Consider the following 14,861-nt stretch of genomic DNA (forward strand, 5'->3'; position numbering starts at 1 on the left):
CGTCCCGCGGGCCGGCCCGCACCTCGAAGGGTCACGCCCATGGGCTACAGCCCGGACGCGCCGCACCTGCCCCGGCTGGCGGGCGTCCCGGTCGAGCCGGTGTTCATCGCCGGCCCGCACCGCAGCGGGACGACGCTCCTGTACGCCCTCCTCCAGGAGACCGGCCGGTTCAACGCGATGACCGCGTACCACGTCCTGCGGTTCCGCCGCCTGCTCGCGGACCACCTGGCCGGCGAAACGGAGCGAGCGAAGGCCGACCTCGCGGACCGGTTCCAGGCCGCCGGCGTCTTCGACCGGGCCATCGATGGCGTGCGGGTGACGCCGGACACGCCGGAGGAGTACGGGTTCGTGATCGCCGACCCCGGCCCGCCGCGGCTGCGGCCCGCGAACCTCCGCCGGTTCGCCGCCCTGTGCCGAAAGGTGCAGCTCACCGGCGACCCGAGCCGGCGGTTGCTCCTCAAGAACCCGTGGGACCTGGGGCGGGCACAATTCGCCCGGCGGCACTTCCCGAGGTCGAAGTTCCTGTTCTTGCACCGCGACCCGGCGCGGACGCTGCACTCGCAGGTGAACGCCGCCCGCACGATGCTGGCCGGGCCGAACCCGTACCTCGCGATGCTCGTCCCGCGGTACGGGCTGCTGTTCCGCCGGCCGCTGGTGCTGCACCCGCTCCGCCGGCTGGTCCGCCACGGGCTGGCCGCACGGCTGATGGCCTACCAACTGACGACGGGGATCGCCGCCGCGGACCGCGACCGGGCGGGGCTGCCGCCCGCGGACTGTCACGACGTTCGGTACGAGGACCTGTGCGCCCGGCCGAACGAGGTGGTGGCCGGCATCCTCGGCTGGCTCGGCCTCGCCGCCGGCGGCGTCCCGGACCTGTCGGCGCGGATCGCCCCGCGGGCCGGCCCGCTGCTTCCGGAGGTCGAGCGGCTGCGGCCGGCCCTCGCCGCTCGGCTACCAGACTACTACCGCCGGCACGGGTACGCGGCCGGCGGGTGACCCGGCGCTGGCGTAAGGTCATAAACCATACCGGCGACGAGGCGTTGAAGCGCATCCCGGTGAGGTGACGCCCATGATCGCGGCGCGGGAGTGGGTCGGCCGGCTCGACGTACTGTTCGTCACGCTCGACACGCTCCGGTACGACGTGGCGGCGGGGCTGGCGGCGGCCGGCCGCACGCCCCGCCTCGCGGCCGTGCTCCCCGGCGGCGCGTGGGAGCGGCGGCACACGCCCGGCAGCTTCACCTTCTCGGCGCACGCCGCGTTCTTCGCCGGGTTCCTGCCGACGCCCGCCGCCCCCGGCCGCCACCCGCGGCCGTTCGCCCTCCGCTTCCCCGGCAGCGAAACCACCACGGACGCCACCGCCGTGTTCGACGCGCCGGACATCGTCACCGGGTTGCGCGGCGTCGGCTACCACGCGATCTGCGTCGGCGGGGTCGGGTTCTTCAACAAGCGGTCGCCGCTCGGGTGCGTCTTCCCGAGCCTGTTCGACGAGAGCCACTGGGCCGAGGAACTCGGCGTGACCGACCCGCGGTCCACGGAACGTCAAGTCGATCTGGCGCTCGCCCGCGTCGCGGCCGTGCCGCGGGACCGGCGGGCGTTCCTGTTCGTGAACGTGTCGGCGATTCACCAGCCGAACCGGTTCTACCTGCCCGGCGCGACGGACGACACGCTCGAATCGCACGCCGCGGCGCTGGAATATGTGGACGACCACCTCGGGCGGCTGTTCGCCGGGCTGCGGCGGCGGGGGCCGTGGCTGACGGTCCTCTGCTCGGACCACGGCACGGCCTACGGCGAGGACGGGTTCACCGGCCACCGGCTGGCGCACCCGGTCGTGTGGGACGTGCCCTACGCGGAGTTCATCCTGCCCGCGGGGGAACCATGACCGCGACACACCCGGTCCTCAACGGGTCGCCGTACCGCGGGTACGTGTACGCCTACCCGCACAAGACGGCGTACCGGCCGCTGCTCCCGCGGCCGCTCCGCGACGTGTGGGACGACGAGCCGCGCGGGAGCCTGTTCCTGTACGCCCACGTCCCGTTCTGCGGGATGCGGTGCGGGTTCTGCAACCTGTTCACGACCGCGAACCCGGCAGCCGGCCTCGTCCCGCTCTACCTCGACGCCCTCCGCCGGCAGGCCGACGCCGTGCGGGAAGTGATCCCGGACGCGCGGTTCGTGCGGTTCGCCGTCGGCGGCGGCACGCCGACGTACCTGAGCGAACCGGAACTCGAAACGCTCTTCGCGATCTTCGAGCCGTTCACCGGCCCGTCGCTCGCTGCCGTCCCGACCGGCGTGGAGGCGTCGCCGGACACGCTTACCCGCGGCAAGGTCGAGCTGCTCGTCGCGCGGGGGGTGGACCGGGTGAGCCTCGGCGTGCAGTCGTTTTTCGAGAACGAGACCGGCCGCGCCGGGCGGCCGCAGTCCCGCAAGGAAGTCGAAGCCGCAATCAACCTCCTGGTAGGACGGTTCCCGACCGTGAACGTCGATCTCATCTACGGCCTGCCGGGGCAGACGGTGGCCAGCTGGCTCGCGTCGGTCCGCACGGCCGTCGCGTTCGGGCCGGAGGAACTGTACCTCTACCCGCTCTACGTCCGGCCGCTCACCGGGCTAGGCAAGTCGGCGAAGACGTGGGACGACTGGCGGCTCGACTGCTACCGCGAGGCCCGCGCGCTCTTGCTCTCCGCGGGCTACTCCCAGGTGTCGATGCGGATGTTTCGTAAGGGTTCGCCGGAGCAAGCGGGGCCGGCGTACTGCTGCCAGGAGGACGGCATGGTCGGCCTCGGCAGCGGGGCGCGGTCGTACACGCGGGGGCTGCACTACTCGTTCGAGTACGCCGTCGCCGCGGGTGGCGTGAAGGGGATCATTGCCGACTACCTGTCCCGCGACGCGGACCGGCTGGCCGCCGCCGACTACGGGTTCGCCCTGAACGCCGACGAGCAACGCCGACGGTATCTGTTGCAATCGCTACTGACTGTGGACGGGCTGGACGCGGCACGGTATGCTTCAAGGTTCCAAACCGACCCGGCCGACGACTTCCCGGACCTGCGGGCGTTCGCCGACCTCGGGCTGGTAGTGAAAGAGGACGGCCGGTGGCGGCCGACGGCCCTCGGGCTGGAACGGTCGGACGCGCTCGGCCCGTGGTTCTTCTCGGCCCGCGTGCGGGCCTTGACGGCGGAGTACGAGCCGCGATGACCCTGACCGTGCTGTACCGCGGGCCGCTGTCCAGCTGCAACTACGCGTGCGGCTACTGCCCGTTCGCGAAGCGGACGGAGACCGCCGCGGAACTGGCCGCCGACCGCGCCGCGCTCGACCGGTTCGTCCGGTGGGCCGGCGGGCGGGGTCCGCTCGCCGTGCTGTTCACCCCCTGGGGCGAGGCGCTCGTGCGGCCGTGGTACCAGGACGCGCTCGCGAAGCTGACGGCGATGCCGCACGTCTCGAAGGCCGCGATCCAGACGAACCTGTCGTGCAAGCTCGACTGGGTCGAGGCGTGCGACAAATCGAAGCTCGCGCTCTGGTGTACGTACCACCCGCCGGAGACGACGCGGGCGAAGTTCCTCGCGAAGTGCCGCGAACTCGTCTCCCGAGGCGTGCGGTTCAGCGTCGGCGTCGTCGGGCTGAAGGAGCACGTCGCGGAGATCGCCGCGCTGCGGGCCGAACTGCCGGCCGGCGTCTACCTCTGGGTGAACGCCTACAAGCGCGAGCCGGACTACTACCCGCCGGAAATCGCGGACGAGCTGACGCGGATCGACCCGCTGTTCCCGGTGAATAACCAACGCCACCCGAGCCGCGGCCGGGCGTGCCGGACCGGGCACACGGTCGTCGCCGTGGCCGGCGACGGGACGGCCCGCCGCTGCCACTTCGTCCCGGAGCCGATCGGCAACATCTACGACCCCGATTTCGACGCCAGGCTGTTTCCGCGGCCGTGCCCGAACGATTCCTGCGGCTGCCACATCGGGTACGTCCACCTCGAACCGCTCGGCCTCGCCCGGCGGTTCGGCGACGGCGTCCTCGAGCGCGTGCCGGTCGAATACCAACAACCCCTTTCCCCCCGGTGACCCGATGCGGACGTTCCAGTTCAGCGACGCGAAGAGCCACAAGTTCTGGACCATCGACGTGAGCGGGTCGTCGTTCACCGTCACCTACGGCAAGGTCGGCACGGCCGGGCAGGCGCAGACGAAGTCGTTCCCGTCCGCGGAAAAGGCCCAGGCCGAGGCGGAGAAGCTGGTCCGCGAGAAGACGGGGAAGGGCTACCGCGAGACGACGCCGACGGCCACGACCTCCGACGCCGAGGCGTTCGAGAACGGGTTGGTCGAGCACCGGGACGAGGTGGTGCGGTGGAGCGCGTACTCGGACTATTTGGCCGAGCAGGGCGACGCCCGCGGCGAGTTCATGCGGGTGCAGCTGGCGCTCGAAGACGAGAACCTGTCGGCCGCGGAGCGGAAGGCCCTCGCCGCGCAGGAGAAGAAGCTGCTGAAGGCGCACGAGAAGGAGTGGCTCGGGCCGTTGGCGGCGTTCACGGTGGACGCCGAAGTCGCCCAACGGCGGACGCGGATGCAAGAGGCGAAGCGCACGCCCGTGGTCCACCGGTTCGAGCGGGGCTGGCTGGCCGCCCTCAACTTCTTCAACCTCACGGTCGATCAAGCGCGGGCTTACGCCGCCGCGCCGGGCGCCCGCTTGGTCCGCGAGGTGACGATCGAGGAGATCGAACCGGAGGCCCCGCAGGGGGTGACCCAACAGTACATCGACTCCTACTACGCCCCCGGCCCGGACGTGCCGGCCGACATCGACCCCTACGACCGCCCCGCCCTGCACGCCCTCACCCGCTGCCCGCACCTGAAGGCCGTCCGCGTGTTCCGGCTGGGCGAGGCCCCGACGCCGGAGCGGAACGGGGAGGAGTACTCGAACTGCACCACGTCCGGCGAGCTGGCCCACCACTTCGTCAAGCAGATGCCGTTCGTCGAGGAGGTCGAACTGTACGCCCACCACGTGGACGCGAACAAGCTGTTCGCCCTGCCGATGCCGCGGCTGAGGTCGCTCACCCTGTACCACAGCGACTCGTACCCGCTCGACAAGCTCGCGGCCAACAAGACGCTGACGGAACTGACGACGATCCGCTGCCACCCGCACGCCCTGGATTTCGACAAGGAGGAGCCGGGGGCGTACATCCGGCTGCGCCACCTCAAGGCGATCTGCCGGGCGGCGCACCTCACGAAGCTCACCCACCTCTGCCTGCGGCTGACCGACTTCGGCGACGACGGGATCGAGGAAATCGTAGCGTCCGGCCTGTTGAAGCGGCTGCGGGTGTTGGACCTCCGGGGCGGGTGCGTCAGCGACGACGGGGCGAAGGTACTGGCCGCGTCCCCGGACCTGAAGAACCTCCAGTTCCTGAACCTGCGGTCGAACGCGCTCACGGCCGCCGGCGTCGCGGCGATCAAGGCCACGAAGGTGAACGCCGATGTCACGCACCAGCACACCGCCACGTCGGCCGACGACGAGGACGGCGAGATGCCGGAGTACCTGTTCGACGGCGACATGGAATAGCCGGTGTCGCCGCCGCGCTACGTCCTGATCGCGAACCCCGGCACGAAGCGGTGCGAGGCGTACCGACGGGCCGTGGCCGAGGTCTGGGGCGGCCGCGCGGACCTAACGGTCGTGCCGTGGGCGGACGTAATCCGCGGCGGCGGGCGGCTCGCCGGCCTCGCCGCGTTCGACCGCCCGGCCGTCGTGCGGCTCGAATCGCCGGGGAAGGACGCGGCGGTCACGCGGCTGCTGTGCGGCGTGCCGCCCGAGACGCCGCTGCCGAAGGGCGTCCTCTTCCGGCCGGGGGCGTGGTACGCCGGGTTCCGCCGCGTGCTCGTCGGGTTGAAGGCCGCGTTCGACGAGAGGCCGCACCTGACGCCGACCGCGTGCCCGCTCGCGGTGGCGGCGATGTTCGACAAGAACGCCACGCTCGCCACGCTCGCGGCGGCCGGCGTCCCCGTCCCGGACTGGCTCCCGCCGGACCGACTGCCCCCTTCACCCGATGCACTGTACGACCGCCTCCGCGCGCTCGGCTGGCGGACCGCGTACATGAAGCTCAACACCGGGGCGTCCGCGGTCGGCATCGTCGTCCTCCGGTTCGACGCGGCCGGCGCGCCGCACGGCCTCACCACGCTCGTCCGCCACGGCGGGCACTTCTTCAACACCCGCCGGTTGCGGACCGTCGCCGGGGACGCCCTCCGGGCCTGCGTCGCGTTCCTGCTCGCCGAGGGGGCGACGGTGCAGCGGGCCGTGCCGCACGCACAGCTCGACGGGCAGAACGCAGACCTGCGGGTGGTGTGCGTCCGCGGCCGGCCGGTGGCGACGATCTTCCGCCTCAGCCCGCACCCGGTCACGAACCTGCACCTCGGCGGCCGCCGCGGCGACTGGGCCGCGTGCCGGGCGGCGATCCCGCCCCGGCACTGGCTGGACGCGCTGGACGGCTGCGCCGCGGCGGCCGGGTGCTTCGCGTCCGCCGTCGCCGGCGTGGACGTGGTGTTCGAGCCGGGGTTCGCCCGGCACGCGGTGTTGGAGGTGAATGCGTTCGGCGACTTCTTCCCCGGCGTGACCGACCCGCTCGGGCGGTCGCCCCACGCCGTCGAGATCGCGGAAACGGCCGCCCGGCTAGTCGGGCCGGGGGCGCGGCCCACTTCGCCCGTCGCCGCCGGCCGCCGGGTCGTATAATCTCGTCTTTCCCCCGAGACGCGACCCCACCGATGGCCACGCTGATCCAGATCGCCCAGGCGACCAAGCACTACGCCGACCAGGTCCTGCTCGACAAGGCCGACGCGACCATCCCGGACAACGTGAAGATCGGGTTCGTCGGCCGCAACGGGGCCGGGAAGAGCACGCTTTTGCGCGTCATCCTCGGCGAGGAGGAACTCGATTCCGGCGAGGTCGTCCGCCACCCGAACCTGCGGCTCGGCTACCTCCGCCAGCACGACCCGTTCCTGCCCGGCGAGACGACGCTCGACTTCCTCATGCGGGACAGCGGCCGGCCGGCGTGGCGGTGCGGCGAGGTCGCCGGCCGGTTCGAGATCAAGGGGGCGTACCTCGACGGCCCGATCCACCAGCTCTCCGGCGGGTGGCAGACGCGGGCCAAGCTCGCCGCGCTCCTGCTCCACGAGCCGAACCTGCTGCTCCTCGACGAGCCGACGAACTTCCTCGACCTGCGGACGCAAATCCTGCTCGAACACTTCCTGGCCGGGTACGACGGCGGCTGCCTGATCGTCTCCCACGACCGGGCGTTCCTCGCCGCCACCTGCGACCATACGCTCGGCCTGTCCCGCGGCAAGCTGACAACGTTCCCCGGCAAGGTGGACGCGTACCTGCAGTTCCTTCAGGACCGCCGCGAACACGACGAGCGGTCGAACGAGGCCGTCCTCGCGAAGAAGCGGCACCTGGAGGAGTTCATCGCCCGGAACAAGGCCCGCGCCGCGACGGCGAAGCTGGCGCAGTCCAAGAGCAAGGCGCTGGAGAAGCTCGAACTCACGGAAGTCACCGGCGACGAGCCGACGGCCCGCATCCGCGCCCCGCGGATCGAGCCGCGGAAGGGGATCGCCCTGCGGTGCATCGACCTCGCCATCGGCTACCCGGACCGGCGGATCGCGGCGGACGTGCGGTTGGAGCTGGACCACGGCGTCCGGGCGGCCGTCGTCGGGGACAACGGGCAGGGGAAGACGACGTTCCTGCGGACCATCGTGAGTTCGCTGAAGCCGCTGGCCGGCGAGGTCCGGTGGGGCCACGGGTGCTCGGTCGGCGTGTACGCGCAGCACGTCTACACGGCCCTGCCGGAAGCGCAGACGGTGTTCGACTACCTCCGCAAGGGCGCGCCGCTCGGGACGAAGGACCAGGAGGTGCTCGACGTGGCCGGGTCGTTCCTGTTCAAGGGGTCGCACGTCGAGAAGTCGATCGGCGTGCTGTCCGGCGGGGAGCGGGCGCGGCTCTGCCTGGCCGCGCTGCTGCTGAGCAAGCACAACGTCCTGATCCTCGACGAGCCGGGCAACCACCTGGACGTGGACACGGTGGACGCGCTGATCGACGCGCTGCGGGAGTACCAGGGGACGGTGATCTTCACCAGCCACGACCGGCACTTCACCGGCCGGGTGGCGACGTGCGTGGTCGAGGTGCGGGACGGCCGGGTGACGAACTACAACGGCAAGTACGACGCGTACCTGGCGAAGGTGAACGAGGAGATCGAGGCCGGCGAGCGGGAACTCGCCACGGCGCGGGCGAAGGCCCCGCCGGCGACGGCCGCGGCGCGGGACGCGGCCGCCGTCCGCCGGGAGCTGGCGGACGTGGAGCAGCTCGTCGCCCGGTTGACGGAGCGGAAGGAAACGCTGGACGCGGCCTACGTGGCGGCCCAAAGCCCGCGGGAGCTGGACCGGCTGTACGAGGAGCTGACGGCCGCCGCCGGGGAACTGGGCGACGCGGAGGACCGGTGGGCGGCGTTGCAGCAGGAACTCGACGGCCGGGCGTAGCGGTGTCCTTGGCGAACGGCACGGCGTAAGCGTGCCGGTGTGGGGCTGTCTCCACCGGCACGCTTACGCCGTGCCGTTCGCCTCCCTCGACCCTGGCCAAAGGAGGACCGACGTGGGCAAGGTGTTCGCGGAACTGGACGAAGGCGTGCGGGCGTTCATCGCCGATCAGCACATGTTCTTCGTGGCGACCGCGCCGCTGGCGGCCGACGGGCACGTCAACCTGTCGCCGAAGGGGCTGGACTCGTTCCGCATCCTGGGCCCGACGCGGGTGGCGTACCTCGACCTCACCGGCAGCGGCGTGGAGACGATCGCCCACCTGCGGGAGAACGGCCGGCTGACGGTCCTGTTCTGCGCGTTCGCCGGCCCGCCCCGCATCCTGCGGCTGTACGGCCGCGGCCGGGCGGTCGAACCCGGTGACGTGGAGTGGCCGGGGCTGTCGGCCCACTTCCCGCCGCTGCCGGGGGCGCGGGCGGTCATCGTGTTAGAGGTCGAGCGCATCGCCGACTCGTGCGGGTACGCCGTGCCGCGGTACGAGTTCACCGGCGACCGGCCGCAGCTGGCCGCGTGGGCCGAGAAGAAGGGGGCCGACGGCGTGCGAGCCTACCAGGGGCAAAAGAACCGCCGGAGCATCGACGGCCTGCCGGGGCTTCCGTCCGCGGGCGAATGACCGGCCGGTTGTCCGCAGTCACAAAATCTGTTACCTTCGGCGAATCGCCCGCCGTTTTCAGGGCACATCTTTTCGACAGGACGTCCGCCGGAGTTGCCATGCCGCGAACCCGCCTCACGCCCCGCGCCGCCGTCGGGGCGGCCGCCGAGGGCCTGCCCGACGCCGACCTCGTGGCCCGGTTCGTCGCCGCCCGCGACCCGGCCGCGTTCGAGGCGCTCGTGTGGCGGCACGGACCGGCCGTCCGCGCCGTCTGCCGGTCGATCCTCGGGAACGCGGCCGACGCCGACGACGCCTTCCAGGCCGTGTTCATCGTCCTCGCGCGGAAGGCCGGGTCGGTCCGCCGGCCGGCCGCGGTCGGCGGGTGGCTGTACGGCGTGGCCGTCCGCGTCGCCCGCAAGCTGAAGCGGCGGCTCGCCCGGCGGTCCGCGTCCGCCGAGGGTCTGACGATGGCCGCCGCCCCCGCCCCGCCGCCGTTCACCGCCGACCTGTGGCCGATCCTCGACGAGGAGATCGGCCGGCTGCCGGAGAAGCACGCGGCCGTCGTCCGCCTGTGCTACGTGGCCGGCCTGACCACGACGGAAGCCGCGGCCCGGCTGGGCGTCCCGAAGGGGACCGTCCTCTCCCGGCTGGCGGCGGCGCGGGGCCGGCTCCAGGCCCGGTTGACACGGCGGGGCGTCTCGACCGGCGTCGCCGTCCTCGCGACGGCCGCGGCCACGGCGTCCGCGACCGTGATTCCCCCGGACCTGGTCCGGGCGACCATGCGGGCCGCGCTCGAACTCGATCCCGCGATCCCGGCGGTCGTCCCGCCGGGGGCCGACACCCCCCTTTCGCTGTCCCAGGGAGTCATCACCGAAATGGCACTGAGCAAACTGAGAATCGTCGTCGGCACGCTGGCCCTCGGCGTGGTCGCGGCCGCCGGCGTCGGCGGGTGGGCGGTCGCCGGCGGCGAGGGCGGCAAGACCCCGGTCGTCGAGAAGAAGGCCGACGGCCCGCCCCCGCCGCTCGCGGCCGATCCGCCGGTCCTACCACCTACGCCGGCGGCCGCGGCGACGCCGCCTGTGGACCGGATTCAGGAAATTCTCGACCGGCTGCAAAAGCAGGAGCAGGTGAACAAGGAACTCCGGGCCGAGTTGGACCGGTTGAAGGCCACGCCGAAGATCGAGCCGGTCCTGCCGGTCGTTAACTTACCGTCGCCCGTCCCCGGCGTGGGAGAAGGTCTACCAACCGCCATCCCGCCGATCACACCCACGACCGCGGCCCCGCTCCTCCCGACGCCGACCGACCCGCCGCCCTCAAACTTCAACCCCATTTCCCTCCCGACCCCCGCGGTCACCCCCACGCTCGACCCGCCCATGCCGAGGCCGACGCCGGCCGAGAAGTACGGGACGATGACCGTGCCGAAGCCCGGCGGGACGTGGTACCGGGCGACGGCCGACGGGACGTACACGCTGACGTTCGCCGCCGACCGGCTGACGATCACCGCCGAGCTGGCCGGGGCGGGCGGGAAGCGAACGACGGTGACGGTCGAGGCCGACTACAGCGTGTCGCGGGACGGCGTCGTGTTCGGGTACATCACCGGCGTGGACGCGGCGGACGCCGCCCGGGCGGCGGACCTCCAGACTTACGAGGAACAACCGTTCTCGTTCCGCTACCGGGCGGGCGAGCAAGTGCTGACGGTCAAGGACGTGAAGCTCCGCCGCCCCGCCCCGTCCGGACCGATGCCGGCGGACGCGGTCGGGATCGAGAAAATCTTGGGGGCCGGGCGGTACGTGGACAAGAAGCCGGTCCCGGTCCTGCCGGCGGGACGGACGGATAAGGTCGAAACCCCACCGGCCCGCCCCGGCCGCCCGTGAGAACGCTGTGGCGCTCCCGGCCCCGGCTCCGTGCCGGGGCCGGGAAGGGAACGCCCTCGCGGCCGTTACTCCGACCGGATAAACACTTCTAACTCCTCCGATCGCTACGACCGGCCCCCGCCGACCCGCCCTCACGTCTCGCCGGATTGTCGCCCTAGGTGCGCTTGTACACCGGCATCTGGCATTTCCCGACGCACCGCCAACGGGTAGAAGTGGTGGGTCGAGTTTACCCAAAAGCCCAGGGCGGGGTCGGTGTCGCCTCGCCCGCGGGGTCGCTCGATGGGTTTCCACCCCCCCAAGGAGCCGACTATGGCGTTCGCGCTGCTCATCATCGAGTCACCCGAGGACCGTCAGACCCGGACCGTGGACGAGGGCCGCCCCCTCTACGAGCGGATGATGCGGTTCGCCGAATCCCTCCAGGCCCGCGGCGTCTTGAAGGCCGTCGAGTCCCTCAAGTCGCAGGCGGACGCGGTCCGGATCGAGGTCCGCGGCGGGAAGCAGCTGGCCGTCGATGGGCCGTTCGCGGAAGCGAAGGAGATGGTCGGCGGCTTCTTCCTGCTGGACGTGGCGACGAAGGACGAGGCGGTCCGGATCGCGCGCGAGTGCCCGGCCGTGGGGTGGGCGACGGTCGAGGTGCGGGAGACCGGCCCGTGCCACGGCGGCTGACCGCCCGGTCCCCGGATGAAATTCCTCTCACGAACGGCGGCCGGGGCTTTCGTGTCGGCGGGCGGGGTGGTAAGGTGGGCAAAATCTTCCTTCCAGTCCGAGGCCGACCTCATGACCCACCCCCGGTTCGGGTTCGTACCCGCTTTTGCCGTCGCCCTGGCCCTGACGCCGCCCGTCCCCGCCGCCGACCCGCCGAAGGTGACGGGAGCGAACTACCCGCTCGCCCAGAAGTTCACCCGCGAGTTCGTCGCCCGGAACGTCCAGGAGGCGTCCGTTTCGCCGCAGTGGATCGGCAAGACGGACCAGTTCTGGTATCAGGTGCGGACCCCAGCCGGCCTGGCGTACTGGCGGGTCGATCCGGCCCGCCCGAATAAGGAACCGCTGTTCGACCCGGCGCGGGTGGCCGCGGCCTTGTCCGAGGTGACGAAGAAGCCGCTCGACGCCGCGACCCTGGCCCTCGGCCGGGTGAGCGTGACCGACGACGGTAAAAAGTTGAAGTTCGTCTTCGACGAATACCAGTACGAGTACGACCTGGCCGCCGGCACGCTGACGAAGGGGGCGAAGGCCCCGCGGACCGGGTTCCAGCCCAGCCCGGAGATGCTCGCCCGGATGACCGAGGAGCAACGGCGGCAGCTCGAAGAGTTCCGCGAACGCGAGCAGCGGCGGGAGGATCAGCAGGACCAACAACAGCAGCAACAGCAACAACAGGAGCAACAACAGCAGCAGGGGAACCAGACCCCGCCGCCGGCGGCGAACCCGCTGAGCTACAAGGCCGTCTCCCCGGACAAGAAGAAATACGTCTACGCCTTCAAGCACAACCTCTACCTCGCCGACGAGGGGGCCGAGGACAAGGCGGTGCAGCTGACGAAGGACGGCGTCGAGGATTACTCGTTCGGCCCGCAGCGCGGGACCTTCGGCCGCGGCCGGACCGGCGGGTCGGAGGCGCAGGCCGAAGGCCGTACCCCGGCCGAGGACCGCAAGACTCGGCCGAACGTCACCTGGTCGCCGGACTCGAAGGCGTTCTACGTCTCCCGCACCGACAGCCGCGGCGTGCAGGACCTGTTCCTGGTGGACTCGATCGCCGCCCCGCGGCCGCGGCTGGAGCAGTACAAGTACCCGATGCCCGGCGAGGAGAAGGTCCGCAAGCAGGAACTCTTCTACTGCGACGCGGCCAAGAAGACGCTCACGGCCGTGAAGCCGAAGTGGAAGGACGAGCGGTACACCGGCGTCGTCTGGGGCAAGGCGGCTAACGAACTGCGGTTCATCCGCCGCGACCGGCTCCAGCGGAACCTCGCGGTCTGCACCATCGACGTGGCGAGCGGGGCGGAGAAGTGCCTGCTGGCCGAGTCGTTCGACTCCGCGTTCCTGGACGCCCAGCCGGTGCGGTACGTCGAGGAGACGGACGAACTCGTCTGGTGGTCCGAGCGGACCGGGTGGGGCCACTTCTACCTGTACGGCCGGGACGGCACGTTCCGGAACGCGATCACGGCCGGCGCGTGGCGGGCGAGTCGGATCGTCGAGGTGGACGGGAAGAACAAGCAACTCTACTTCGTCGGCAACGCCCGCGAGCCGGGCGAGAACCTGTACCACACCCACCTGTACCGGGTGCGGTTCGACGGGACCGGGCTGACGCTCTTGGACCCGAGCGTCGCGCCGGCCGGCGGCCGGTACGCGCCGGTCGTCGGCGGGTTGAACCACCAGTCGTACCTGTCGCCGACGAAGAAGTACGTCGTGACGACGGCCAGCGCCACCGACCACGCCCCGGTCGCCCTGGTGTACGACGAACTCGGCAAGCCGGTCCTCACGCTCGAAACCACCGACCTGACGCGGCTGCGGGAGACCGGGTGGAGGATGCCGGAGCGGTTCGTGGTGAAGGCGGCCGACGGCGTGACGGACCTGTACGGGAACGTGTGGAAGCCGTTCGACTTCGACCCGAGTAAGTCGTACCCGGTCGTCGCCAACGTCTACCCCGGCCCGCAGACGGAGGGCGTGACGCACCGGTTCGCGGCGTACAGCTCGACGATGCAGCTGGCGCAGCTCGGGTTCGTCGTGATCCAGGTCGGCCACCGCGGCGGCAGCCCGGAGCGGTCGAAGGCGTACCACAGCTTCGGGTACTTCAACCTCCGCGACTACGGGCTGGTGGACAAGAAGGCGGCGATCGAGCAACTGGCGGCCCGCCACCGGTACATCGACCTGGGCCGGGTCGGCATCTACGGGCACTCCGGCGGCGGGTTCATGTCCGCCGCGGCCGTCCTCCAACCGCCGTACAACGACTTCTTCAAGGCGGCCGTCGCGAGCGCCGGGAACCACGACAACAACATCTACAACGACAACTGGTCCGAGCGGTACCACGGGATGAAGGAGGTCGCGGTCGCGGACGAGAAGAAGGACGCCGCGACCGCGACCGCCGGCACGGGCGCGACCGGGACACGCACCGGCGGCGGGAACGGCGGTGGTCGGCGGCGGCCGCCGGAGGTGGAAGCGGTCGAGGACGAGATCGAGGCCCTGCTGACCGGGTTCGACCCGGACGACCGGGAGTCGGTCGAGGAGGTCGAGAAGAAGCTGGCCGAGCTGCAAAAGAAGTTGGCGGACGCCAAGCAGGCGGCCGCCGAGGCGGCGAAGAAGGAGGCCGAAAAGAACGACGCGAAGAAAGTGGACGCGGCGAAGACGACCGACGCCGCGAAGGGCGCGACGCAGGAGAAGAAGGCCGAGGAGAAGGCCCCGCCGAAGACGAAGTTCGAGATCAAGGTCCCGACGAACGCGGAGCTGGCCGGCAACCTGAAGGGCCACCTGATGCTCGTCCACGGGGAGATCGACAACAACGTCCACCCGGCGAACACGATGCGGCTGGCCGACGCGCTCATCAAGGCGAACAAGCGGTTCGACCTGCTCATCATCCCCGGCGCGCGGCACGGGTTCGGCCCGGCGCAGCCGTACTTCACCCAGCGGATGTGGGACTTCTTCGCCGAGCACCTGCTCGCCGACCGGCAGACGAAGGCCGACATCCACGAGAGGGACGTGAAGCGGCGGTAGTCCGACCCGCGCCATCATTTCTTGGGCAAGAATGCCTTCCGGCCGAGCCGGAAGGCGTTCCGCTTCCGCCCGATTCCCAGCCCCCGGCTCGTTTCGCGTAAGCCCCCTGCGTTTCCTCCGGTGGCACGTCAGGCACGCCCCTTGACGGCC

Annotated in this window: 11 protein-coding genes; all 11 read left to right on the forward strand. The window is 71.4% G+C overall.

Features of this window, described 5'->3' with window-relative positions; translation table 11 throughout:
* Nucleotides 1–39: 39 nt before the first annotated feature.
* The 11 genes from AC5JJ2_RS06020 to AC5JJ2_RS06070 all read left to right on the forward strand — a co-directional run bounded on the left by AC5JJ2_RS06020 (nt 40) and on the right by AC5JJ2_RS06070 (nt 14,711).
* Complete coding sequence (locus AC5JJ2_RS06020; protein WP_495857062.1) at nt 40–996, forward strand: sulfotransferase family protein; 957 nt, start codon at nt 40–42, stop codon at nt 994–996.
* A 73-nt stretch (nt 997–1,069) separates the two neighbouring features.
* On the forward strand, nt 1,070–1,879 hold the full coding sequence (locus AC5JJ2_RS06025; RefSeq protein ID WP_495857063.1) for an STM4013/SEN3800 family hydrolase: 810 nt from the start codon (nt 1,070–1,072) through the stop codon (nt 1,877–1,879).
* On the forward strand, nt 1,876–3,186 hold the full coding sequence (locus AC5JJ2_RS06030) for an STM4012 family radical SAM protein (protein WP_495857064.1): 1,311 nt from the start codon (nt 1,876–1,878) through the stop codon (nt 3,184–3,186). The genes AC5JJ2_RS06025 and AC5JJ2_RS06030 overlap by 4 nt, the downstream gene beginning before the upstream one ends.
* A complete protein-coding gene (locus AC5JJ2_RS06035; RefSeq protein WP_495857065.1) occupies nt 3,183–4,049 on the forward strand; it encodes an STM4011 family radical SAM protein in 867 nt (288 codons plus the stop codon). Before AC5JJ2_RS06030 ends, AC5JJ2_RS06035 begins: the two co-directional genes overlap by 4 nt.
* A gap of 4 nt (nt 4,050–4,053) precedes the next feature.
* Nucleotides 4,054–5,535, forward strand: a complete 1,482-nt coding sequence (locus AC5JJ2_RS06040; RefSeq protein ID WP_495857066.1) for a WGR domain-containing protein — start codon at nt 4,054–4,056, stop codon at nt 5,533–5,535.
* A gap of 3 nt (nt 5,536–5,538) precedes the next feature.
* A complete protein-coding gene (locus AC5JJ2_RS06045; protein ID WP_495857067.1) occupies nt 5,539–6,696 on the forward strand; it encodes an STM4014 family protein in 1,158 nt (385 codons plus the stop codon).
* Between the two features lie 32 nt (nt 6,697–6,728).
* Nucleotides 6,729–8,492 carry an ABC-F family ATP-binding cassette domain-containing protein gene (locus AC5JJ2_RS06050; RefSeq protein WP_495857068.1) on the forward strand — a complete coding sequence of 588 codons (1,764 nt, stop codon included), beginning with the start codon at nt 6,729–6,731 and terminating at the stop codon, nt 8,490–8,492.
* 112 nt (nt 8,493–8,604) lie between these two features.
* Nucleotides 8,605–9,159 (forward strand): pyridoxamine 5'-phosphate oxidase family protein, encoded by a 555-nt coding sequence (locus AC5JJ2_RS06055; protein ID WP_495857069.1) that lies wholly within the window; start codon nt 8,605–8,607, stop codon nt 9,157–9,159.
* 98 nt (nt 9,160–9,257) lie between these two features.
* The gene (locus tag AC5JJ2_RS06060) at nt 9,258–11,012 is read left to right on the forward strand and encodes an RNA polymerase sigma factor (RefSeq protein WP_495857070.1); all 1,755 of its coding nucleotides are present in this window, start codon (nt 9,258–9,260) and stop codon (nt 11,010–11,012) included.
* A 309-nt stretch (nt 11,013–11,321) separates the two neighbouring features.
* A complete protein-coding gene (locus tag AC5JJ2_RS06065; protein ID WP_495857071.1) occupies nt 11,322–11,678 on the forward strand; it encodes a YciI family protein in 357 nt (118 codons plus the stop codon).
* Between the two features lie 111 nt (nt 11,679–11,789).
* On the forward strand, nt 11,790–14,711 hold the full coding sequence (locus AC5JJ2_RS06070) for a S9 family peptidase (RefSeq protein WP_495857072.1): 2,922 nt from the start codon (nt 11,790–11,792) through the stop codon (nt 14,709–14,711).
* The last annotated feature ends 150 nt before the right edge of the window (nt 14,712–14,861 follow it).

This window comes from Limnoglobus sp. (assembly GCF_059499385.1).

Coding starts and splice junctions, on each gene's coding strand:
- AC5JJ2_RS06020 (WP_495857062.1), top strand. CDS start 40: ATGGGCTACAGCCCGGACGCGCCGCACCTGCCCCGGCTGGCGGGCGTC.
- AC5JJ2_RS06025 (WP_495857063.1), top strand. CDS start 1,070: ATGATCGCGGCGCGGGAGTGGGTCGGCCGGCTCGACGTACTGTTCGTC.
- AC5JJ2_RS06030 (WP_495857064.1), top strand. CDS start 1,876: ATGACCGCGACACACCCGGTCCTCAACGGGTCGCCGTACCGCGGGTAC.
- AC5JJ2_RS06035 (WP_495857065.1), top strand. CDS start 3,183: ATGACCCTGACCGTGCTGTACCGCGGGCCGCTGTCCAGCTGCAACTAC.
- AC5JJ2_RS06040 (WP_495857066.1), top strand. CDS start 4,054: ATGCGGACGTTCCAGTTCAGCGACGCGAAGAGCCACAAGTTCTGGACC.
- AC5JJ2_RS06050 (WP_495857068.1), top strand. CDS start 6,729: ATGGCCACGCTGATCCAGATCGCCCAGGCGACCAAGCACTACGCCGAC.
- AC5JJ2_RS06060 (WP_495857070.1), top strand. CDS start 9,258: ATGCCGCGAACCCGCCTCACGCCCCGCGCCGCCGTCGGGGCGGCCGCC.
- AC5JJ2_RS06065 (WP_495857071.1), top strand. CDS start 11,322: ATGGCGTTCGCGCTGCTCATCATCGAGTCACCCGAGGACCGTCAGACC.
- AC5JJ2_RS06070 (WP_495857072.1), top strand. CDS start 11,790: ATGACCCACCCCCGGTTCGGGTTCGTACCCGCTTTTGCCGTCGCCCTG.